The sequence below is a fragment of the Streptomyces virginiae genome (assembly GCF_000720455.1).
GTDB lineage: Bacteria > Actinomycetota > Actinomycetes > Streptomycetales > Streptomycetaceae > Streptomyces > Streptomyces virginiae.
Window position 1 is genome coordinate 34,013 of the sequence record NZ_JOAK01000014.1, and the last position, 21,400, is coordinate 55,412.

Annotated in this window: 15 protein-coding genes; 5 read left to right on the forward strand and 10 right to left on the reverse strand. The window is 75.8% G+C overall.

What is annotated here, in order from left to right:
- Positions 1-2: 2 nt before the first annotated feature.
- From IG86_RS0121295 to IG86_RS0121320, 6 genes are all read right to left on the reverse strand, one after another.
- The gene (locus IG86_RS0121295; protein WP_030832726.1) at positions 3-1,259 is read right to left on the reverse strand and encodes a nucleotide sugar dehydrogenase; all 1,257 of its coding nucleotides are present in this window, start codon (positions 1,257-1,259) and stop codon (positions 3-5) included.
- Positions 1,259-2,029, reverse strand: coding sequence for a WecB/TagA/CpsF family glycosyltransferase (locus tag IG86_RS0121300; RefSeq protein ID WP_030832729.1), 771 nt, complete (start codon positions 2,027-2,029; stop codon positions 1,259-1,261). Before IG86_RS0121300 ends, IG86_RS0121295 begins: the two co-directional genes overlap by 1 nt.
- Complete coding sequence (locus tag IG86_RS0121305; protein ID WP_030832732.1) at positions 2,026-3,195, reverse strand: hypothetical protein; 1,170 nt, start codon at positions 3,193-3,195, stop codon at positions 2,026-2,028. The genes IG86_RS0121300 and IG86_RS0121305 overlap by 4 nt, the downstream gene beginning before the upstream one ends.
- 432 nt (positions 3,196-3,627) lie before the next feature.
- On the reverse strand, positions 3,628-4,227 hold the full coding sequence (locus tag IG86_RS0121310; RefSeq protein WP_030832735.1) for an acyltransferase: 600 nt from the start codon (positions 4,225-4,227) through the stop codon (positions 3,628-3,630).
- 178 nt (positions 4,228-4,405) lie between these two features.
- On the reverse strand, positions 4,406-5,353 hold the full coding sequence (locus IG86_RS0121315) for an AIR synthase-related protein (RefSeq protein WP_030832738.1): 948 nt from the start codon (positions 5,351-5,353) through the stop codon (positions 4,406-4,408).
- A gap of 89 nt (positions 5,354-5,442) precedes the next feature.
- Positions 5,443-6,822, reverse strand: coding sequence for an MFS transporter (locus tag IG86_RS0121320; protein ID WP_078848224.1), 1,380 nt, complete (start codon positions 6,820-6,822; stop codon positions 5,443-5,445).
- 359 nt (positions 6,823-7,181) lie between these two features.
- Between IG86_RS0121320 and IG86_RS0121325 the strand changes: the two genes are divergently transcribed.
- The 4 genes from IG86_RS0121325 to IG86_RS0121340 are packed head-to-tail and all read left to right on the forward strand — an operon-like array spanning position 7,182 to position 15,017.
- Complete coding sequence (locus IG86_RS0121325; protein ID WP_030826159.1) at positions 7,182-8,186, forward strand: AfsA-related hotdog domain-containing protein; 1,005 nt, start codon at positions 7,182-7,184, stop codon at positions 8,184-8,186.
- 5 nt (positions 8,187-8,191) lie between these two features.
- Positions 8,192-10,903 (forward strand): AfsR/SARP family transcriptional regulator, encoded by a 2,712-nt coding sequence (locus IG86_RS0121330; RefSeq protein WP_063761556.1) that lies wholly within the window; start codon positions 8,192-8,194, stop codon positions 10,901-10,903.
- Between the two features lie 56 nt (positions 10,904-10,959).
- The gene (locus IG86_RS0121335) at positions 10,960-13,266 is read left to right on the forward strand and encodes an ATP-binding protein (RefSeq protein WP_244305982.1); all 2,307 of its coding nucleotides are present in this window, start codon (positions 10,960-10,962) and stop codon (positions 13,264-13,266) included.
- Entirely contained in the window at positions 13,257-15,017 is a 1,761-nt protein-coding gene (locus IG86_RS0121340; RefSeq protein WP_078848223.1) for an AMP-binding protein, read from the forward strand. The genes IG86_RS0121335 and IG86_RS0121340 overlap by 10 nt, the downstream gene beginning before the upstream one ends.
- A 148-nt stretch (positions 15,018-15,165) precedes the next feature.
- Here IG86_RS0121340 and IG86_RS0121345 read toward each other — a convergent pair whose 3' ends face one another.
- From IG86_RS0121345 to IG86_RS0121355, 3 genes are all read right to left on the reverse strand, one after another.
- Positions 15,166-16,113: a polyprenyl synthetase family protein gene (locus tag IG86_RS0121345; protein WP_234316048.1), complete on the reverse strand. Its 948-nt coding sequence runs from the start codon at positions 16,111-16,113 to the stop codon at positions 15,166-15,168.
- Between the two features lie 232 nt (positions 16,114-16,345).
- Positions 16,346-19,069 (reverse strand): helix-turn-helix transcriptional regulator, encoded by a 2,724-nt coding sequence (locus IG86_RS0121350; RefSeq protein ID WP_078905984.1) that lies wholly within the window; start codon positions 19,067-19,069, stop codon positions 16,346-16,348.
- Between the two features lie 172 nt (positions 19,070-19,241).
- On the reverse strand, positions 19,242-20,069 hold the full coding sequence (locus tag IG86_RS0121355) for a metallophosphoesterase family protein (RefSeq protein WP_030826175.1): 828 nt from the start codon (positions 20,067-20,069) through the stop codon (positions 19,242-19,244).
- A gap of 310 nt (positions 20,070-20,379) precedes the next feature.
- Here IG86_RS0121355 and IG86_RS0121360 point away from each other — a divergent pair, with 310 nt between their 5' ends.
- Entirely contained in the window at positions 20,380-21,108 is a 729-nt protein-coding gene (locus tag IG86_RS0121360) for a 4'-phosphopantetheinyl transferase family protein (protein ID WP_030898758.1), read from the forward strand.
- 21 nt (positions 21,109-21,129) lie between these two features.
- Here the strand turns inward: IG86_RS0121360 and IG86_RS45070 are convergent, their stop codons facing one another.
- A complete protein-coding gene (locus tag IG86_RS45070) occupies positions 21,130-21,252 on the reverse strand; it encodes a hypothetical protein (protein WP_276329192.1) in 123 nt (40 codons plus the stop codon).
- Positions 21,253-21,400 lie beyond the last annotated feature (148 nt).

Here is a 21,400-nt window from a genome sequence, read left to right on the forward strand (position 1 = left end):
GTTCAGAGCACCTCCACCTTCGGGCCGGTCATGCGGTTGCGGGTGTCGAGGACGTAGGTGGCGTGCTCGCTGATCATCTGGTAGTCGAAGGAGTCGTGGTCGGTGAGCAGGACGACGACGTCGGCGGCCGCCAGTTCCTTGCGGGTCGCCTCGACGCGGGCGAGGCGTGCGTCGACCTTGACGCTCTCCACCACGTGCGGGTCGACCGCGCGGACCTTGGCGCCCATGTCGAGGAGCAGCTCGGCGATGCGTACGGCGGGCGACTCGCGTGCGTCGCCGGTGTTCTTCTTGTACGCGAGGCCGAGCAGCAGGACCCGGGAGCCGTTGACGGACCGGCGCTTGGTGTTGAGGGCGTCGATCACGCGGCGGGTGACGTATTCGGGCATGTGGTTGTTGATGTCGTTGGCGAGTTCGACGAAGCGGAAGTTCTGGCCGAGTTCGCGCTGGACGCGCCAGTTCAGGTACGAGGGGTCGATGGGCAGGCAGTGTCCGCCGACACCCGGTCCCGGGGTGAACTTCATGAAGCCGAAGGGCTTGCTGGACGCGGCCTCGATGGACTGCCAGACGTCGATGTCGAGGTGGCGGGCGAACATGGCGATCTCGTTGACGAGGGCGATGTTCACGTGCCGGAAGGTGTTCTCCAGCAGTTTCGCCAGCTCGGCCTCCTTGGGCGAGCGCACGGGCACGGTGGTGTCGACGAGCTGCCCGTAGAAGGCCTCGACGGCCTTCAGGGAGGCGGCGTCGACCCCGGAGACGACCTTGGGCGTCTGCTGGAAGCCCCAGACGGTGTTGCCCGGGTCGATGCGCTCGGGGCTGTAGCCCAGGTGGAAGTCGGCGCCGGCGGTGAGGCCGGAGCCGTCCTCCAGGATCGGGGCGAACAGCTCCTCGGTGGTGCCCGGGTAGGTGGTGGACTCGAGGACCACGGTCGCGCCCGGGCGCAGGAAGCGGGCCAGGGTGTGGGCCGACTCCTCGATGTAGCGCAGGTCGGGCGCCCCGTCCTGTAAGGGGGTGGGGACGGTGACGACGGCGACGTCGAATCCGCCGCAGTCCCGGGCGAGTTCGCTGGGCCGGTAGGCGCCGCGCTCCAGGGCGCGGGCGAGGCGTTCGGAGCTGACGTCCTCGACGTACGACTCTCCGGCGGCGAGGCTCTTGACCCGCCGCGCGTCGACGTCGTAGCCGATCACCTGGTGGCCGACTTCGGCGGCCCGGATGGCCAGGGGAAGGCCGACGTATCCCTGTCCCACGACGACGACGCGCATCAGCAGTGACTCCTGTTCGCGGAACCTGCAGACGGGGTGCGGTGGATGAGCTCCCGGACCGTCATGACGAGGAAGGCGGCATTGGTGGTGAGGTAGCGCCTGCCGAGGCGGCGCGGCTCCTGGAGGGTGCGGTAGAACCATTCGAGGCCCATCCGCTGCCATGCCAGGGGGGCCCGCTTGGTGATGCCGGCGAGGATGTCGAAGGAGCCTCCGACGCCGTGGACGACGTGGGCGCCGGTGCGCTTGCCGTAGCCGGCGGTGAAGATCTCCTTCTTGGGCGAGGTCATGCCGAGGAACAGCAGTCGTGCGCCGCTGTCGGCGACGGCGTCGGCGATCCCCTCCTGCTCGGCGTCGCCGAAGTAGCCGTTGCGGCTGCCCGCGACCCGCAGTTCCGGGAAGCGTTCGGAGATCTGGGCGAGCATCATCTCCAGCACCTGCTGCTGGGCGCCGAGGAGGTAGACGGGGATGTCCGCGACCTCGGCGGCGGCGAGCAGGCGCATGAACAGGTCGATGCCCGCGACGCGTTCGGGCAGCCGGACGCCCAGGACGCGGCCGGCCCAGACGACGGCCTGGCCGTCGGCCAGGACGAGGTCGCAGCCGGACACCGCCTCGGCGAGGGCCGGGTCGCGCCGCATGTTGACCAGCTTCGCGGCGTTGACCATGCCGATCTCGATCTGCTCCCCGCGCCGTACGGCGTCGAGGCAGCGCTGGACGGTCTCGTCCATGGTCAGGGGGTCGAGCGTGATCCCGAAGAGGGTGCTACGGCTCATCTCTGCGGCCCCCCGAGCCAGGCGAACAGCATCCAGCCGAACTCGTACGGGCGGCACTCCCGGTCCACCCACCGGGGGCGGAAGAGTGCGTCCAGGGGTGCGAGCCGGGCGTGCGGGGCGAGGCGGGTGGTGAGCCCGCGGGCGGCCCGGACGGCCTTCCTGGGGTCGCCGCGGTAGACCTTGCGCCAGGTGACGCCGAGGTCCTCGCGGATCATCGGCTCGCGCGGGGTCGCGGCGGGCCCGGTGAGTTCGGGCACTGCCGTCATCCAGCGCAGTCCCCGGCGGACCGCCGCGGCGAAGTCCGTGCCGCCCGCTTCGGCCAGGTCGAACAGGGCGGTCGGGGCCATCGCGTGCTGGTGGACGCTGTAGACGGGGTAGCCCTCGATCACGCCGCCCTCGCGGGCGTCGTAGTGCCACCACCACTGTCCGCCGTCGCCCTGGAGGTCGACGATGCGGGTGGCGCACGCGTCGGCGGCCGCGAGTGCCTCCGGGTCGTCGCCGCTCGCGTGCAGCCGGGCCAGTGCCTGCAGCGGATAGGTCTGGTCGGCGAAGCAGGCCACGTGCGAGCGGTAGCCGGGCACCAGTCCCGGGCCGGTGGCGTGCGCGAACAGCGGGCCGCTGCCCGTCCTGGCCGTCAGCAGGCGGGCGCGGGCGGCCGCGAGGCGGTCCTCCACGTCCACCACGGCGCGCGCGGCCGCGAGGGCGGAGAGCACCCAGGCCGCCTCGACCGTGTACTGGGGCCGGCCGGGCAGGTCCAGGGCGGCGACCCGGTCGAGTGCGTCGGACAGTTTCGGGTGGCCGGTCTCGGCGGCGGCCCAGGCGATGAGCGCCGCGTCGCCGAGGTTGACCACCCCGGGCAGCCGTTCCACCAGCAGCCCGGTGAACTCCTCGGCGGAGCGTCCGCCGAACAGGGCGCGCTGGCGGCCCTCGGGCAGGAACCGGGCGCCCAGCGCGGTGATGGCCGCGTACCGGGTGCTGGTGCCCCGCAGTTCCAGGCGGCGGGCACCCTCGGGCGAGACCGCCGCGGCCCTGGTGAAGGCGAAGGTCTCGGCCTCGGGCAGATACATGGCGGGCAGACCCGCCTCGGCCAGCCCGAGCAGCCGCTGCGCCAGCGCGTGCAGCTTCGGGTCCTCTTCGGCCAGTGCTGCTAATCGTGTGATGGTCATCGGGTCCCCACCCCGACTCCCCGGGTGCCGCTCGCACCCCGCATGTCCGAGCTCCTCGGCTCCAACACACCTACCCCCTCTGATCGCTCCTCGGACGGACCTGGCGGTCGTCATTCCGCGGAGGGGGACTGCGCGTGACGGCGCCCGTGGCCGCGGCGTTGCGACGCCGCGGGCACGAGCCGTCCGAAGGCTGCCGTCTGGATCCCCCCAGCGATGCCTCGGACCGGGACACGCGCGCACGGCAGTGTCGGCGGGCGCGGTGGAACCACGCTCCGCCGGGCGCTGCCCGCGGTGCCCTCGTCGTACACAACCCCCCACTGAACAAGGCCTGTTGCCTGCTCAGATCCCGTGTGCAGGGACACGTTATGCCCACGGATGTTCATTGATTGTGGTTTTGAGGAAATGCTTGTGGCCTAAATTGCCGACATTCCGTCAGTTTCGCTCGACGAGCGTGCCGTCCTTCTCGTCGTGCAGCGCCCCGGTGCGCGGACACTCCCACGTGCCCGGCTCACCGTCGCGCGCCACGAGGCGGACTCCGGCCCGGCCCACCCAGCCGATCCGGCGGGCCGGCACCCCCGCCACGAGGGCGAAGTCCGGCACGTCCTTGGAGACCACCGCACCGGCCGCGACGAGGGCCCAGCGCCCGACGCGCACCCCCGCCACGCACACCGACCGGGCCCCCAGCGAGGCGCCCTCGGCCACGACGACCCCGGCGGCCTCCCAGTCGCCGTCGCGCTTGAGGGTGCCGTCGGGGTCGACCGCGCGCGGGTAGAAGTCGTTGGTGAGGACCGCGGCCGGGCCGATGAACACCCCGTCGCCGAGCTCGGCCGGCTCGTACACGAGGGCGTAGTTCTGGAGCTTCACGTGGTCGCCGATCCGCACGCCCGGCCCGACGTACGCGCCGCGCCCCACGATGCACCCGCGCCCGAGCCGGGCCTCCTCGCGTATCTGCGCCAGATCCCAGATCGTGGTCCCCTCGCCGAGCTCGGCGCTCTCGTCGACCTGCGAGGTGGGTTGAATGCGGACACTCACGGCGCGGTCCCCTTACGGTTCGTGAGACGTGCTGCGCACGGGCGTGCGTATGCACGGGCGTGCGGGTGTTCAGGCGTTCCGGTGCTCAGGTGTACGGAAGTACGCGCCGAGCATATGCGCCCGCGGGCCGCTCCACCCTCGGATCAACCGACTGTTCACCCAACGCACTTGGGAGGAGTCAGAGGAGGCGTTCGGGAACGGAGCCGGCGGGGACGGTGCGCGTGCGCAGGCGCCCGTCGGGGGAAAGGAACTCGACGTCGCCCATGGGGTCGGCCGTGACCTCGCCGACGACGGCGGCCCGTCGGCCGTGGGGGTGGGCGTGCAGCGCGGCCAGGACCCGGCCGGTGCGCCCGGGCGGGACGAACAGGCACAGGCACCCGGCGCACGCCGCGTCCAGCGGCGCGATGCCGCGGGCGCCGAGGGCCACCCGGGCCGCGTGGCGTACGGGCAGGGCGGACTCGTCGACGCGCAGCGTCAGGCCGCGGCCCGCCGCGCTCTGGCGCAGCACCTCGGCCAGACCGCCCGCGACCACGGTCCGGGCGTGGCGGACGTCGGCGACCACCGTCCGCAGCAGGCCGCCCAGGGGGGCGCAGTCGCTGGGTACGTGGTGCTCGTAGCCCAGGCCGTCGCGCAGCGACACCAGGTGGGCGGCGTGGCTGCCGAGCGGCCCGGTGACGACGATGCGGTCCCCCGGCCGGACCGAGTGGAGTTCCGGTGGGGAGCCGTCCGCCGCCACCCCGAACGCGGTCGTGGTGACGAAGACCCGGTCGGCCTCGCCCGCGCGGACGACCTGGGTGTCGACCGCGGCGATGGCGACCCCGGCCTCGGCGGCGGCGCTGCGCACCGACGCGGTCAGCCGGTGGACCAGCTCCAGCGGGAGCCCGGCCTCCAGCACGATGCCGAGGGCGATGTGGCGGGGTTCGGCGCCGGTGACGGCCAGTTCGTTGACGGCGCCGCAGACGGCCACGCGGCCGATGTCGCCGTTGCCGAAGAAGGGCGGATCGACGACGTACGTCCCGGTGCGGACGACGACGCCGCGGTCGGGGAGGAGCTCCTCCTCGACCAGGGCGCGCACGCCCGGGCCGAAGCCGACCTGGGCCGCGTCCCATCCTTGTGCGTACGTCACGCCATCCCCCGATGCGCCCGATTCACGATCGCCCCATCATCCTGCGGCTACGGGGCGCCGCATACCCGTGCCACCCGTACGACGGCGGATCAGGGGTCGGTAGGGGCGGGCGGGCGGTCGTACCCGCGCAGCAGTACGACGGCGGCCGCGGTGGCGAGGGCGGGCAGGGCCGCGAAGCCGGCCAGCAGGCCCAGTTCGGCGGTCGCGCCCTGCTCGGCGGCGCGGCCGGTGCCGGAGGAGACGTAGCCGGAGAGCTGGAGGACCAGTCCGTAGACGAAGGGCCCGGCGGCGACCCCGAGGCCCTCGCCGGTGGTGAACAGCCCGGACAGGGCGCCCGCCCTGCGCTGCTCGCTGCGGGCGGTGCACTGCGCCAGCATGGCGTACAGGAACAGCAGTTGGCCGGCGTGGCCGGTGCCGGCGAGGGCCATGACGGCCAGCACCGCGGCGTCGGGCAGCACGGGGGCCGCGAGGAGGAGCAGGCAGCCGGCGGCGAACAGCGCGGACGCGAGGGCGTGGCCGCGGCGGCCGCGCAGCCGCGACCAGAGCGGGACGGTCAGCAGGTTGGGGGCGACGAACGCGACGACGAGGGGGCCCACCCCGGCGGAGTCCCGCAGCACGTGGTCGGCGAAGTACGGGGCGCCCGCGAGCAGGACGCCGGTGGCCGCGGACTGGACGACCGCGCACCGCAGCAGCGCCGCGAAGGAGGGGTTGGCGCGGGCCGCGGCGAACTGGCGGTGCAGGCCGGGCTCGCTGTCGGCGGCCCGGACCCGCACCGGCGGACCGGAGCCGGAGGTGCCGGCGAAGACCCAGAGCGCGCCGAGGGCGATGACCACGGCGCCGAACACGCCGGCCCAGCGGTGCCCCGCGAGGCCGCCGCCCCCTGCGTCGATCAGGGCGGGGGCGGCGGCTCCGGTGACGAGGGCGGCCACCCCGATGACCGCGACCCGCCCGCCGACCAGGCGCATGCGGTCCTCGTCGCGGGTGGCGAGCTCCGCGGGCATGGCCACGTACGGCACTTGGAAGAAGGCGAAGGCGGTGGCGGTGAGCAGGTATCCGGCCGCCGTGAACCAGGCGCCCGCGGTGCCCGGAAGCGGGCCCGCGAACGTCAGCGCGAAGGCCGCGGCCATGGCGAGCCCGCCCCACAGGACGTACGGGCGGCGGGCGCCCCAGCGGGTGCGGGTACGGTCGCTGGCGCGGCCGACGAGCGGGTTGAGCAGGGCGTCCCAGGCCTTGGGCACGAACACGACGAGGCCCGCCAGCGCCGCGCCCACGCCGAGGGTGTCGGTGAGGTACGGGAGCAGCAGCAGGCCCGGGAGGGTGGTGAAGGTCGCGGTGACGAGGGATCCCGAGGCGTAGCCGAACCGCAGCCGGGCCGGCGGGCCGGCCGCCGGCCCGGGCGCGGGCGCGGGCGGGGGCGCGGGCGCGGGCGGGGGCACGCCTCGCGTGCGCGCGGTCCCTGTGGTGGCCATCGGGGGCTCCCTTCCGGGATCGGGGAGAGCGGGGTGAACGGGCGAACGGGCGGACGGGGGGGACGGGGGGGGGACGGGGGCGGGTCAGGGGTGCCAAGGCCCCGCGCCCGAAGGGTGGGGGATGCCCCGAGGGGGCGGGGCCTTGGCTCGGGCCGTGAAGTCCCCATAGCTGTGCGGGACTTGACGGAGGCTCTCCGGTACCCACACTCCGGCAGGCGGCATGGACGTCGCTAAAGCCCCGGCCCTGCGGACCGGCCGGCGGGCCGGACGAGTTCCTGCCATGCACTTTGCTGACACCGGCTCCGGCTGGCTGCCCGCTCCGCGGCGGCCCCACCATGGCTGCAGAGAAGGAGAGGGACATGACAGTCGACAACGGCACGACCTCGCCCCCCACCATCCATGGACATGCGACCGCGGGCACCCAGCACCTGATCCACCGTCCGCCCTCGCGGGCGTACTACGCCCTCGACGCACCCAGCCTGGGTGAGGAGAACTTCACCCTCGTCGGCGCGACTCCCGTCACCCACCCGCTCTTCAACGACGGCCCGGGCCGTTTCCACGACCTGCAGATCGCCACCGAGACGGTCCGCGAGATCGGCGAGTTCGTCGGCCACCGCTACTTCGGCGTCCCCGACGATCGGCCCGGCCTGTTCTACCGCTTCTCCCTCGACTTCACCGACCTCTCCGCCTGGCGCACGGACCCGGGCGGCCCCCGTCCCGTGCCCCTGGCCACCCACATCCGGGCCCGTCCGGCGAACGTGGTGGCCGAGGTACCGCGCGGGCTCGACTTCGACCTCCGGGTGACCATCGACGGCCGCCCGTGCGCGACGGGAGCGGCCGGGCTGGTCTTCCTCATGCCGAAGCTGTACCGCAAGCACGTGGAGCACTCGCGGCGGGCCCTGCAGGCCGCGCCGGAGATCGACGACGCGCCGGACGGTCCGCTGCGCCCGGCCGACTCCGCCGAGGCGGGCCGCTACGCGCCCGAGAACATCGTGATCAGCGAACCCACCGACGTCTCGCGCGGCCGGCTGAGCACCTGGCTGCTCCCGACCCCCGTCAGCCCGGTGTTCACCGGCGCGGACGGCCAGTACTCCGGCCTGCACCTACTGGAGGCGCTGCGCCAGACCTCGCTGCTCGCCGCGGGCCGCACGCACGGGCTGAGCTCCGCGCACAGCACGCTCGGCGCCTGCCAGATCCACTTCCGCGGGCCCGCGGAGCGCGAACTGCCGTTGCGCTGCGTCGCGGTGGCCGGACCGCTCGGGCGGGACGACGAGGGCCGGCCGTCCGTCGCGGTCACGCTCACCCTGACCCAGCGGCGGCGCGCGGTGGCCGAGGCCCGTACCACCGTGGTGCAGGACCACTGAGCACCATGCGCTTCGGGATCCTGGGCCCGCTGGAGGTCACCGGCGCCGCGGCCCCCACGGACGGCGGCCGGGAGCCCTCGTACGCTCCGCAGGCCGCCAAGCTGCGGGTGGTCCTCGGCACGCTCCTGATCCGCGCGAACGAGGTCGTGTCGGTGGAGAGCCTCATCGACGAGCTCTGGCCGGACGCGCCGCCGCGCACCGCGACGACCACCCTCCAGGTGTACGTGTCCCACCTGCGCAAGACCCTCCAGAGCGCCGACCCGGACAACGGGCGCGAGGCCCTGGTCACCCGGCGCCCGGGGTACCTGCTGCGGGTCGGCGCGGACGCCGTCGACGCGCTCGCGTTCGAGGACCTGTCCCGGCGGGGCCACCAGGCCCTGCAGGCTTCGGACTTCGCCGCCGCCGCCGATCTGCACCGGCGGGCGCTGGCGCTGTGGCGGGGGCCGCTGCTGTCGGACACCCCGCACGGGCCGGTGCTGGAGGGCGCAGCCGTACGGCTGGCCGAGGCGCGCACCAGCGCCCTGGACGAGCGGATCCGGGCCGAGCTGCACCTCGGGCTGCACCGGGAACTGGTCGCCGAGCTCCAGGAGCTGGTCGCCGAGCACCGGATGCACGAGGAGTTCCACACCCACCTGATGGTGGCGCTGTACCGGTGCGGGCGGCAGGCGGAGGCCCTGCGGGTGTTCACGACGCTGCGGCAGACCCTCGTGGAGGAGCTCGGGATCGAGCCGGGCCCGGCGTCGACCCGGCTGCAGCGGCGCATCCTGGAGGGCGACCCGGCGCTGACGCGCGCCGGCGGCCGGGGCGCCGTCCGGGGCGCGGGCACGGGAACGACAGCGGCAAAGACCGCGGCGACCGCGGCGACGGCGGGCACGCCGGGCGGGACGGGCCGGTCCCCCGGTCACGACGGGCCGCCCGCAGCCGCAGCCGCAGCCGGCACCGGAGCGGGCGCGGGCGCCCCGGGCTGGTCGGCGGAGTCCGGCGCGCTGCCCGCCGCCGACCCGTGTTTCACCGGCCGCACCGAGGAACTGGACCGGCTGGAGCGAATGGTGCGCAGCGCCCCGGCCGGCGGCTGCGTCGCCGTGACGGGCATGCCGGGTGCCGGCAAGACCGCGCTGGCCGTCGAGGCCGCGCACCGGGTCGCCGACGCCTTCCCCGACGGGCGGCTCTACCTGGACCTGCGGGACGGCGCCGGAACCGGCCTGCCCTCGGACGCGGGATCCGTCCTGGAACGGCTGCTGCCCGCCTCCGCCGGGCCCGGCGCGGCTCCCGCCGACGGTGCTCCGCAGGCCCCCCGGGTCCTGTTGGTCCTGGACGGGGTCGGCTCGGAGACCCAGGTACGGCCCCTGCTGCCCGCGCTGCGGGGCGCCGTGGTGCTGCTCGTGGCGCGCCGGGTGCCCGCCGGGCTCCCCGGGCTGCGGTCGGTGCTCCTCGGACCGTGGCGGCCCGACGAGGCGCAGCGGCTCGTCGGGCTGTTCACCGGTCGCGCGGGGACCCGCCCGGGGACGCTCGGCGCCGCGGCCGCGCTGGACGCAGGGCCGGGCCTCGGCCCCGACACGGTCGCCGAGGTCGCCGAGCTGTGCGGGCGGCTCCCGCTCGCCGTGCGGACCGCAGCGGCGCAGCTCGCCGCCCGTCCGCACTGGACGGCCGCCGTCCTGGCGGACCGGCTGCGGGACGAGGGCGGGCGCCTGGACGTGCTGCGCACGGGTGACGTGGACGTCCGGGCCCGCCTCCTGGACGCCTACGCGGCCTGCCCCGAACCGCAGCGGCGGGCCTTCCGGCTGCTGTCCCTGCTGCCGCCCGGCCGGTTCGGCGCCCGGCAGGCCGCGGCCGCCCTCGACCTGACCGAGGCACGGGCCTCGGCGGCCCTGGAGTCGCTGGCCGACGAACGGCTGGTGGCCGTGGACCGTGACGGCTGCCACCTCCCGGAGCTGCTGCGGCTGCTCGCGGTGGAGCGGCTGGCGCTGGAGGACCCGCCCGAGGTGGTCCGGGCGGCGGCGGAGCGCGTGTGCCGGGCGTACGCGGCCGCCGCCGCGGCGCAGCCGGGCCGGATGTCGGACTCCGGCGCGCGCGGGCTCGTACGCCTGGCCCGGACCGCGTACGGGGCGGGGCTGTGGGCGCTGGCCGTACGGCTGACGGACGCCCTGGGCGGGTGGGTGCCGGACGACGGGGAGGCCGTGTACGCGCTGGCGCTGGACGCCGCGCGGCGCTGCGCCGACCGGTCGGCGCAGGCCCGGATGCGGCGCTCGCTGGGTGAACTCGCCTGGCAGTACCGGCGGGTGGAGCGGGCGCACGAGCTGTTCTCGGGCGCTCTGGAACTGGCCCGGGAGGCCGGCGACGAGGAGGAGGCCGCGCGCGCCCAGGTGGGCCTGGCCGAACTGCGCCTGGACGCCGGGGAGTGGGCGGCTGCCGCCGCGCTGCTGGAGCCCGCCCTCGCTGCCCTGTCGGCGCCGGGCCGCACCCGCGGCCGGTACGAGGCGAGCCGCGCGCGGGGGCTGCTGGCGCTGGCGCACGAGGGGCCGGAGAGCGCACGGGCGTGGTTCGGCGAATGCCTGGAACTGGCGGGGGCACTGCGCGACCAGCGACTGGAGGTGTACGCGCTGCGCTCGCTGCGGGCGCTGAGCCTGCCGCCGGAGGGCGGCTCCGGTCCGGCTGCGCGCGCCGTGGAGATCCGCCCCGGCCTGTGGCGCATCCACCCGGCCGGTGTCCCCACGTGAACGGGCCGGCCCGGCCGGTCCCGACGGTTCCCGCGACCCCCTGTGAAAGGAGCACCATGAGCACGATGGGCACCCTGCCGGCAGCGCTCGGCCCGGTGACGGAGCTCGTCGGCCGGGAGCTGGAGGCGGCCATGCTGCGCGAGCGGCTGCGGGACCCGCTGGTACGGCTGGTGACGGTCACCGGACGGGCCGGGGTGGGCAAGAGCCGGCTGGCGCTGGAGGTCGTACGGGAGATCGGCGGGGAGTTCGGCCGGGTGGAGGTCCGGGACGCCGGGGCGCCGGACACGCCGTCGGCCCTGGCCGGCCTGGCCGCGCCGCCCGCCCTGGCCGACCTGCCCGCCCGGCCGGCACCCGTCGAGCGGCAGCAGGAGTGCGGCCGGGTCCTGCTGCTGCTCGACGGCTGCGACCACGAGGCGCGCCCGGGCGCCGCGGGGGCGCTGGAGGCGCTCACCGGCGATCCGCGGGTCGTGGTGCTGGCCACGGCCGTGGAACCGCTCGGGGTGTACGGGGAGCTGCTGTTGCCGCTGAACCCGCTGGCGGTGCCGGGCCCGGTGCGCGGTCCGGCCGGCGGCGCCGCGGCCGCGGCCGATCCGCACGAGCTCCAGGAGGTGGCGTCGGTGGCGCTGTTCGTGCGGCGGGCCCGGGCCGCCGACCCGGCCTTCGCGCTCACCCCGGAGAACGCCGGGGCCGTCGCGGAGATCTGCACGCTGCTGGACGGGCTGCCGCTCGCCGTCGAACTCGCCGCGCGCCGGCTGCGGCTGCTGCCCCCGCACCTGCTGCCGGTACGGCTGCGGGACCGTACGACCGTCCTGTCCGGCGGGCCGGCGAACGCGCCCGAGCGGCACCGCTCGCTCGCCGCCCTCGCCGAGTGGAGCTGCCGCGGCCTGGACGCCCCGGCCCGCGCGCTGCTGGGCCGGCTCTCGGTGTACGAGCCGGGCTTCGGCCTGTCGGCGGCGGGGCTGTCGGCCGAGCCGGCCGTCGACACGCTGATGGACCGCGGCCTGCTCGTCGTGGTGGGTGAGGAGCGGGGGGAGTTGCGGCTGGCCGTCTCCGAGCCCGTGCGCTCCGCCGCGCGCGACGCCCTGGCGGAGGCGGGCGGCGAGGACGCGGCCCGGGACGCGCACGCCGAGCGCTACCGGACGCTGGTGGGCTCCGCGCAGGCCGGGCTGCGGGGCACGGCACAGGACCATCTCCTGCGGGAGCTGGCCGCCGAGGCGGCCAACGTGACCGCGGCCCTGCGGCGGCTACGCGAACGGGGTGACGCCGAGGCGGCCGCCGCCACGGTGCTCGGCTGCCGTCTGCCCTGGCTGGTCCAGGGGCGGTTGCGGGAGGGCCTGGAGTGGTGCGACGAGCTCGGCGGGGAGGGCGGTCCGGCGCTGCCGGACGCCGTGCGGGCCCGCCTCGCCGACCAGTCCGGTGTCTTCGCGCTCGCCCTGGGCGATCCGCAGGAGGCGGTCCGCCGCCACCGGCACGCGCTCGCCCTGGGCAAGGGCGTCGGTGACCGCCGGCAGAACGCTCTGGTCTCCGCCCACCTCGGCGCGGCCCTGCTGGAGGCCGGCGATCCGCCGGGGGCGCGGGCCGTGCTGGTGACCGCGCACAGCGCGCTGGAGGCGATGGGCGTCACCGGCGGCGCCGCCGGAGCGGCCGCCTCGCTGGCCGGCGTCCTGCGCGCCGAGGGCGACCGGAGGCGGGCCCAGGAGCTGCTGGACCGGGCGGTGGAGGCGCTGAGGCGGAGCCGGGACGGACGGGGCCTCGCGGGTGCCCTGCGCAAGGAGGCCGCGCTGGCCCTGGACGGCGACGAGCCGGCCCGGGCCGACCGGGCGCTGCGCGAGGCCCTGCGGCTCTACGGATCGGTCGGCGAGCGGACCGGACTGCCGGGACTGCTGGAGGAGTTCTCGCTGCTGCTGATGCGCACGGCACCCGCCCAGCGACCGCGGACGGTGCGGCTGCTGGCGGCGGCCGACACCTTGCGCGCCGCGACCGGGGCCGCGGTGCCGGACGAGTGGCGGTCGGCGGCCGAGCGGGCCCGGACGGATCTGGGCGCCCGCCTGGACTGGACGGACTTCGCGCTGGCCTGGGCGGAGGGCGTACGGATGACCGCGTCCGAGGCGGTGGCGGAGGCCCTGTCGGCGCCCGCGCCGACGCGCCGCCCGTCGGCCGGGCCGGCCCCCGAGGACCAGTCGCTGACACCGCGCCAGGTCCAGGTGGCGCTGCTGGTCTCGCAAGGCATGACGAATCGTCAGATAGCGTCCAGGCTGGACATTTCCGAGTGGACGGTGGTCAACCACGTGCGGCAGGTCATGCGCCGCCTGGGGTGCTCCTCCCGGGTGCAGGTCGCGGGTGCGGTGGGCAGATGGGCCTGACGAGGACGGGCTCGACGGGCCCGACGCGTGCGACGGCCCCGGCGGGCGCCGTCCGCACGGCGGGCCGCTCCTGGTACCAGCCCGCCCGGCCGCTGGACCTGGCGCCGCCCGCCGAGGTCGCGGAGCGGTTCCGGGCCGCCGGCCGGTGGCGCGGGGAGACCTTCCTCGACGACCTGTACCGGACGGCCGCCCGTACCCCCCAGCGCCCCGCGATCGTCTCCGACCGGGCCCACCGGCCCGCCGGACGGCGCCTGGTGACCGTCTCCTACGCCCAGCTCGCAGCGTACGTGGACCGGTTCGCCGGCGCCCTGTCGTCCCTGGGTGTCGTGGCGGGCGACCCGGTCGCCTACCAGCTGCCGAACTGGTGGGAGACCGCGGCGCTCACCCTGGCCTGCCTACGGGTCGGCGCGGTCGCGGTGCCGGTGCTGCCGACCGTACGGGCCCACGGCCTGCACCGGATCCTGGACGCCACCCGGGCCCGGGTCTGCGTGGTGCCCGACGTCTGGGAGGGCTTCGCCCACGCCGAGGCCCTGGCGGACCTGGCCGGCCGGCTGCCGTGGCTGCGCCACCGGGTCGTCGTGGGCGACGCGGCGGCCACCGGCGCGGTGGACTTCACCGCGCACTTCCTGCGGACCGCGCACGAGCGCACGGCGGCGGGCCGGCGGAGCAGACCGCGGGGCGGGCGGGCCGACCGGCCCGCCCTGCTGATCAGCGTCATGGGGCTGCGGGACGCCTACACCTCGGTGCTGCACTCCCCCAACACCCTGTACGCCAACATCTCCGCGCAGAGCGCGCCCGACGGGCCCGGACGGCGACCGGGCGAGGTCTTCCTCAGCACCCTGCCGCTCACCTCGCTGGCCTCCCTGATCTACACCGTGTGCTGGCCGCTGGCCGTCGGCGGGACCGGGGTCTGCCAGGACGTGTGGGACCCCGGCCGCTGCCTGGACCTGATGGCCACCGCCGGGGTCGACCAGCTGTACGCGGAGCCGGCCTACCTCTCCGAGCTGGTGACGGCGCAGCGCCGCCGGCCGCGGGCGGCGCGGCGGCTGCGGCTTGTTCTGTCGGGGGGCCGCACCAGTACGCCGGCGCCGCTCGCCGATGAGCTGCGGGAGGTGTTCGGGGTACCCGTGCTCTCCGTGTGGGGGGCGCCCGAGCTGGGCATGGGCGCGCTCTCCGGGGACGCGCCCGGCGGCGGTGACGGGGTCCGCCCGCTGGGCGGGCTGGAGGTGTCGGCCGGGCCGGCGGGTTCGGCGCTGGAGGTGCGCGGCCCGTCGGTCTGCCTGGCGACCTGGCGGCACGGTACGCCGGCGCCGGTGGCGACGTGGGAGCACGGGGACGGCTGGCTGGACACGGGGGACCTGGCGGCGGCCGACGCGCAGGGCGGGCTACGGCTCCTGTCCAGGGCCGGCACGCGGACCGGCGCCATCTTCATGGTGCCGGTCTCCGAGGTGGAGGAGCGGCTGCTGGCCCACCCCCGGGTACGGGAGGCGGCGGTGGTGGCCTACACCGACCCGGAACACGGGGAGCTGCCCTGCGCCGTCGTGGTCCCGGCCGCCGAGGACGGGCCGCCGGGGCCGGCCGAGCTCCGCGAGCACCTCGCCTCCCTGGGCGTGGCGGAGGCCTTCCTGCCCACCCGGCTGGAGATCGTCGGGGCGCTGCCGCGCGACGAGCGGGGCCAGGTGCGGCGGGAGGCCCTGCGGAGCTGGCTGGCGCGGCTGCGGCCGGGCGGCCCCCGGCCGGCACCCGCCTGAGGCCCGGACCGGGGCGGGGCCGGTACGGGGGCCGGTACGGGTGCCGGGGCGGGGCCTGGACGGGGGCCGGGGCAGGGGCCTGGACCGGGTGGTGTCGGCCCGGTGTCCGTCCCGGACGACAGGACAGCGTCCGGACGGCAGGACAGCGTCAGCCGGCGATCTCGCGGGCGAGGGCGCCGAGTTCCTCGCGCCACGCGGGGGTGATCCGGGCTCCGGCCACGGCCTTGTCGGCGCGGACCACGAGCGCGGCGATGGTCTCCTCGGCGCGGTCCCGCGCCCGGTCGTCGAAGAACACGTCGCGCAGGAACTGGGCGTCGCCGTCGAAGCCCGGGCCGCCGCCGAGGAACCCGCGGATCCGCCAGGCGGCGTGCAGGGCGCGGGCGTACTCCTCGTAGGCCTCGCGGAGGTCGTCGCGGCCCGCGAGCGCGGCGCCGATCAGCAGGGCGTGGCGCAGCCCGTACCAGCCGGCGCCGCAGCCGGTGGCGCAGCCGTCGAGGCACTGGCCGGGCCAGGCGTCGTCGAGGTACTCGGTGGCCGCGGCGGCCTCCATGTGCGCGCCGATCGCCCGCTCGACGCGCAGGTCGTCCCACAACAGGCGTGCCTGCTGGGGCAGTCCGGCGGCGAGCCGGTCTCCGTAGGCGAGGGCGAGGTCCCCCGCGAGCACGGCCGTGCCCTCGCCGAACCGGCGCGGCTCGCCGCGCCAGCCGTTGCGCTCGTGTTCGGCGGCGTGGCTGATGTGCAGGGTCGGGATGCCGCGGCGCAGCGGGGCGTTGTCCCGTACGTCCGCGCGGATCACCCAGCAGGTGTCGAGCAGTTCGAGGGCCGCGGCGGCCGCCACGGCTTCGCCGTCGTCGGGGTCGCCGCCGGCGGCGAGGTACCCGGTGAGGCAGATGGCGGGGCGGGCCCGTTCACCGCCGGCCTGGATCAGTTCGGCCACGCCCATCACCAGGACGGCGCTGCGCGGGTCGGAGGTGCGCCGGCCCCGGTGCTCCTGCGCGAGGAGCCGCGCGAGCTCCTCCTCGACCCGGTCGAGCATGGCGTCGCGGACCTCTCCGGGCGACGCGGTGCGCCACGGCTGGTCGTGTGCTGTGGTCATGGTGCCCTCCCTGCGGGCTACGGCTCATGACCGACTGTCCCGGACGGGGCGCGCGGAAGCCACCCGTTCGGCGTTCGGAGGCGGTAACCGGGGGGTGCGGCGGTCCCGATCCCTGCCAGGAGCCTGCCACGGGAGGGCCCGCCGGACCGGGCTTGCCATGGCCTTGCCATGCCCGACAGACCACGGCCTTGCCGTGGGGGCGCCGCCCGCCGTCCGCCGCCCGCCGCCCGCCTCAGACCGGTACCCCGGCGGCGGCCGGGTCGAGGTCGACCGGCAGGGCCTGCCGGCCGGGGATGTCCAGCTTGCGGTAGACCCGGGTGAGGTGCTGTTCCACCGTACTGACCGTGATGTAGAGCCTCTTGGCGATCTCCCGGTTGGTGTGGCCGTGCACCGCGAGCAGCGCCACCCGCCGCTCCGACTCGCTGAGGGCCGCCACCAGTGCGGCGTCCGGGGCGCCGGCCCGGCCCCCCTCGCCGGTGTCGTCCTCGGTGTGGCCGGGCAGGATCCGCTCGCGCAGGGTGTCGGCCCCGCAGGTCTTCGCGAGGTGCCAGGCCTTGCGGTTGACCATGGCGGCCCGTGCCGGTTCGCCCGCCTCGCGCAACGCCTGCCCGAAGTCCGCCATGGCACGGGCCAGTTCGTACTTGTCCCCCGAGCGCTGGAGGTCGTCGACGGCCTTGGCCAGCATCGTCTGGCGTTCCCTGGGCTCGCGCAGGGACGCCCGCAGCCGCAGGGAGGTGCCGCGCACCCACGGGTCGGCGGCGTCGCGGGTGGTGAGCTGGTCCGCGAGGAAGCGCTCCGCCTGGTGGGCCTCGCCCAGCCGGAGCAGGGCCTCGGCCGCGTCCGTGCGCCAGGGCAGGACACGGGGCCGGTCCAGGCCCCAGCGCTTCGCCTGCCGGCCGATGTCCAGGAAGTCGCCCAGGGCCGCGTGGAAGCAGCTCGTGGCCAGGGCGTGGTGGCCCCTGGCGCGCAGGTGCGCCAGGGCGTGCACGCCGCCGGTGTGCCCGGCGGGGGCGGGCCGGGGCAGGGCGGCCGCCGCCTCCTCCAGCCGGCCCATCGCGGTGAGGGCCCGCGCCCGGGTGCCCGCCAGCGCGCCCAGCAGCACGCTGGTGCCGCGGGCCGGCGCCGCCCGCAGGGCCTCCCCGGCGGTTTCCGCCGCGCCCGTCAGGTCGCCCAGGCGCAGCCTGGCCTCGGCGGTGAGTCCCGCGAACACGGCCAGCCAGCCGGGGGCCCCGCGCCGGGCCGCCTGGTGGGCGAACTCCTCGCACCAGGGCAGGGCCCGGGCCGCGCCGTCCAGGTACAGCAGGGTGCGCAGGGCCTGCGCCACCGGTTCGACTGTGCCCTCGGCGAGGGTGGCGCCGCGCAGGAACAGCTCTGCCGACCGGGCGGCGACGCCCTCTTCCGCCTCCACGGGGAGCGCCCACAGGGCCGCCGGGTGGACGGTGGTCCCGGCGGAGCGGACGGCGGGGTCGGTGCCGGACTCGGCCGGGACGCTCCGCCGGCCGGCGGCCCACCGGGGGAACGCCGACAGGCCGTCCAGCGGGTCGCCTCCGGGGATGCCGCCGAGTCGGGCGCCGCCGGCTCGGGTGCCGTCGGCCGCCAGTCGCTCCAGTACGCCGGCGGACTCGTCGATGCGGCCCTGCGCGGCCAGCGCCCGGGCCAGGGGGGCGAGGGCCTGCGGACCGAGCTGTCCGGCGCCTGCGGCGGCCAGCGGGGCCGCGAGGCGGTGTTCGGCGGCCGCCGGGTCTGTGCGGCCCAGGACGACACCGAGCCTGATGTCCACTTCGGCGCGGGACGTGGCGTCCGGGCAGGCCTCGTGGGCGAGCCGCAGAAGTGCCACGGCCCGGTCGGGGTCGCCCTCCGCCACGTGCTGGTCGGCGGCGGAGCGCAGGACGGGCAGGGCCCAGTCCGGGCGGGTGTCGCGTGCGGCGAGGAGCTGTCCGGCGACCTCGGTGTCGGGCGCGCCCGACGCGCGCGCCAGCAGGGCGGCCTCCGTGTGCAGGGCGGACCGGTCGGCGGGGTCGAGGCGGTCCAGTACGGCGGCCCGGGCGGCCGGGTGGCGCAGTCCGTGGTGTCCGCGCCGTCCGTGCGGGCCGTCGGGGGCGAGCAGTCCGGCCTCCTCCAGGGCCGCGAGGGCGCGTACGGCGGTGGCCTCGTCGGTGCCGCTCAGCCGTGCGAGGTGTGCGGGCGTGGCCCGGCCGTCGAGTACGGCGATCGCCGCGCCGAGTCGGGGGGTGGCGGGTCCGCAGCGGTGCAGGCAGGTGAGGACGGCCCGGGCGTAGGCGTCTGCGGGCCGTCCCTCCGGGTCCTGGAGGAGGGCCCGCAGGAGCAGCGGGTTGCCGCCGCTGGCCTCGTGGAGCAGGGCCGCCTCCGCCCCGGTGCGGCCGGGCAGCAGGGCGTGGACGGCGTCGGGGGTGAGCCGCCCGAGCCGCAGGCGGACGAAGTGGGGCAGGCGGAGCAGTTCGGTGCGCAGCAGCGGGTCGCTGTCGTGTTCGTGCGGGGAGGCCGTCAGGACCAGCAGGACGGGGGCGCGGCGGGTCTCGCGCGCGAGGTGGAGCAGATGGCGGCCGGAGGGCTCGTCCACGTGGTGCAGGTCGTCCACGCAGATCACCACGGGTGCGGTGGCGCTCAGTTCGCGGACGGCGACCGCGAAGTCCCGCAAGGCCAGAGCGTCTTCGGCGTCGTCCGGGGACGCGGGCAGGGGCAGGGCTCCGGGCGGGGCGTCGGCGGCCAGCCGGCGCAGGACCCCGAGCCGGCGGCCGCGTTCGGTGGCGGCGCCGCCGGCCCGCAGGACGAGGGCCCCGCGGTCCTCCGCGTGCGCGGCGGTCGTTTCGAGGAATTCGCTCTTTCCGCAGCCGACCGCCCCCTCGACGAGAAGCAATCCGGCTTTTCCTTCGGCGCAGCCTTCGAGCAGAGCTGCTGATACGGACATTTCCTCGGCACGGCGGAACGGCAGCATGAAAATCCCCCAGGATGCCCGTTCCGCATATCCGAGACATTCGAAGCACTCAAAGCATTCGAAAGGGGAACATGAATACCGAACGGGGGTGTTCGAGCGTGGAGCGAGTGAGAATTCCCGCTCAGTCTAGGGGCCGGATCCGTACCCGCCGGTGTCCGGAAGCTGCCTGGCATCAATCCCCGCGACGGGCGACGGGGAAGATCCGGCGGGGGATATTCCGCGGGTGTCCGGGCCGCTGCCACTCGCGGGGATAGCCGACGGAGACCTCCTCGAAGCGCACGCCGTCGTACCAGGTGGTGCGAGGGATGTGCAGGTGGCCGTAGACGACGGCGGCGGCGCGGAAGCGGATGTGCCAGTCGGCGGTCAGCTCGGTGCCGCACCACTGGGCGAACTCGGGGTGGCGCAGTACGTCCGTCGGGGCGCGGACCAGCGGGAAGTGGTTGACGAGGACCGTGCGCAGGTCGGGGCCGCACGCGGCGAGCCGCTGTTCGGTGGCGGCGACGCGGGCCCGGCACCAGTCCTGCCGGGAGGCGTAGGGGTCGGGGTGCAGCATGAACTCGTCGGAGCACACCACCCCGGCCTCGTAGGCCTGTTCCAGGGCCTGTTGCCTGGTGGCGGCGGTGGGCGTGCGGAAGCTGTAGTCGTACAGCAGGAAGAGCGGGGCCACGACGAGCGGGCCGCCCGGCCCCGCCCAGACGGGGTAGGGGTCCTCCGGGGTGTGGACGCCGAAGGACCGGCAGATCTCGACCAGGCGCCGGTAGCGGGCCTCCCCGCGCAGGGGTTCGGGGTCGTCCCGGACGGTCCACAGTTCGTGGTTTCCGGGCGCCCACACCACGGTGGCGTAGCGCCGGGTGAGGAGGTCGAGCACCCACCGGAGATCGTCGAGTGACTCGCTCACGTCGCCGGCCACGATGAGCCAGTCGGCGGGACTGTCGGGATAGAGGTCCTCGACGATCCGGCGGTTCTCCGGGAATCCGACATGGAGGTCGCTGATACCCATGAGGTTTCCGTGCGGCATTACGCGAGTGTGCCCGGTCGGCGGGCCCGCGAACACCCCTTAACCACCCCTCAATTGACGCCGGCGCACCCTTGTCCGGAGGCATGGCAGGGGGATGGCAATGCGGGGGCGGCCGGCTGCCTGCGGACCGGCAGGCGCGGGGCCGGCGCACCGGCGGATGGCAGCGGTCTGGCAGAGAACCGGGCAGCACCCGGGTGCGTCCGGTTGACCTGCGCCTTCGCCGCTGGCCGGGGTGGTGCGGCGGCGTGAACGTGGGAGCTGTCCGACCGGAACAGCGACCCGAGGGAACACCGTGCTCACAAAGCTCCTGCCCGCGAACGTCGCGACTGCCGAAGCCACCACCGACCCCGCCGACGTCTTCCTCTACCCCGAGGAGGAGCACCTCGTCCGCAACGCCGTACCCAAGCGGCGTCTGGAGTTCGGCACCGTCAGGTGGTGCGCCCGCCGTGCCATGGAGGAGCTGGGGCTGCCCCCGGCTCCCGTGGTGCCGGGCCGGCGCGGCGTCCCGCAGTGGGCGCCCTCGGTCGTCGGATCCATGACCCACTGCGTCGGCTTCCGGGGCGTGGCGCTCGCCCGCTCCGCCGAGTACGTCTCGGTCGGGGTGGACGCGGAACCCAACGCCCCCATGCCGGAGGGGGTCCTCGACTCGATCGCGCTGCCCCGGGAGCTCGACCTCGTCGCCGGGCTGGAGCGGACCGCGCCGGGTGTGGCGTGGGACCGGCTGCTCTTCAGCATCAAGGAGGCCGTCTACAAGACCTGGTTCCCGCTGACCGGCCAGGAACTCGACTTCACCGACGCCCTGGTGAGCGTGGACCCGGGGCGGGGCACCTTCCACGCCCGGCTGCTGCCGGACCCCGAGACCCTCTCCCCGGCCGGGCCGACCGCCTTCGACGGTCGCTGGTCGGCGGAGCGGGGCGTACTGCTGAGCGCGATAGCGGTGCCGGCTTCCCGGCTCGCCGCCGTCGGCGCCCCGGTACGCGGAAGCGCTCCCCGCATCTGCCGTGCGGGGAGCGCTTCGTGAACCGCCGGACGTGACGTCAGATCACGTCCACTGGTCGTCCTCGGGCTTGGCGGCGACGTCGGTACCGGTGCCGGCGTCGACGTCGGTCAGCCGGGCGGTGGCGGAGGACTCGGCGGCGGCGCCGGACACGACCGGTCCTGACACGCCCTGAACCCCCACCGCCATTACCACACCGGCCACCGCAGTCAAGCAAATCGAGAAGACCTTAACGGAAACTGTTCTCACGACTTCCCCCAGTCGAAGATCGAGATCTACTCATCCGAACCGCTCACCACTTCCGGCTCAGCGGCCC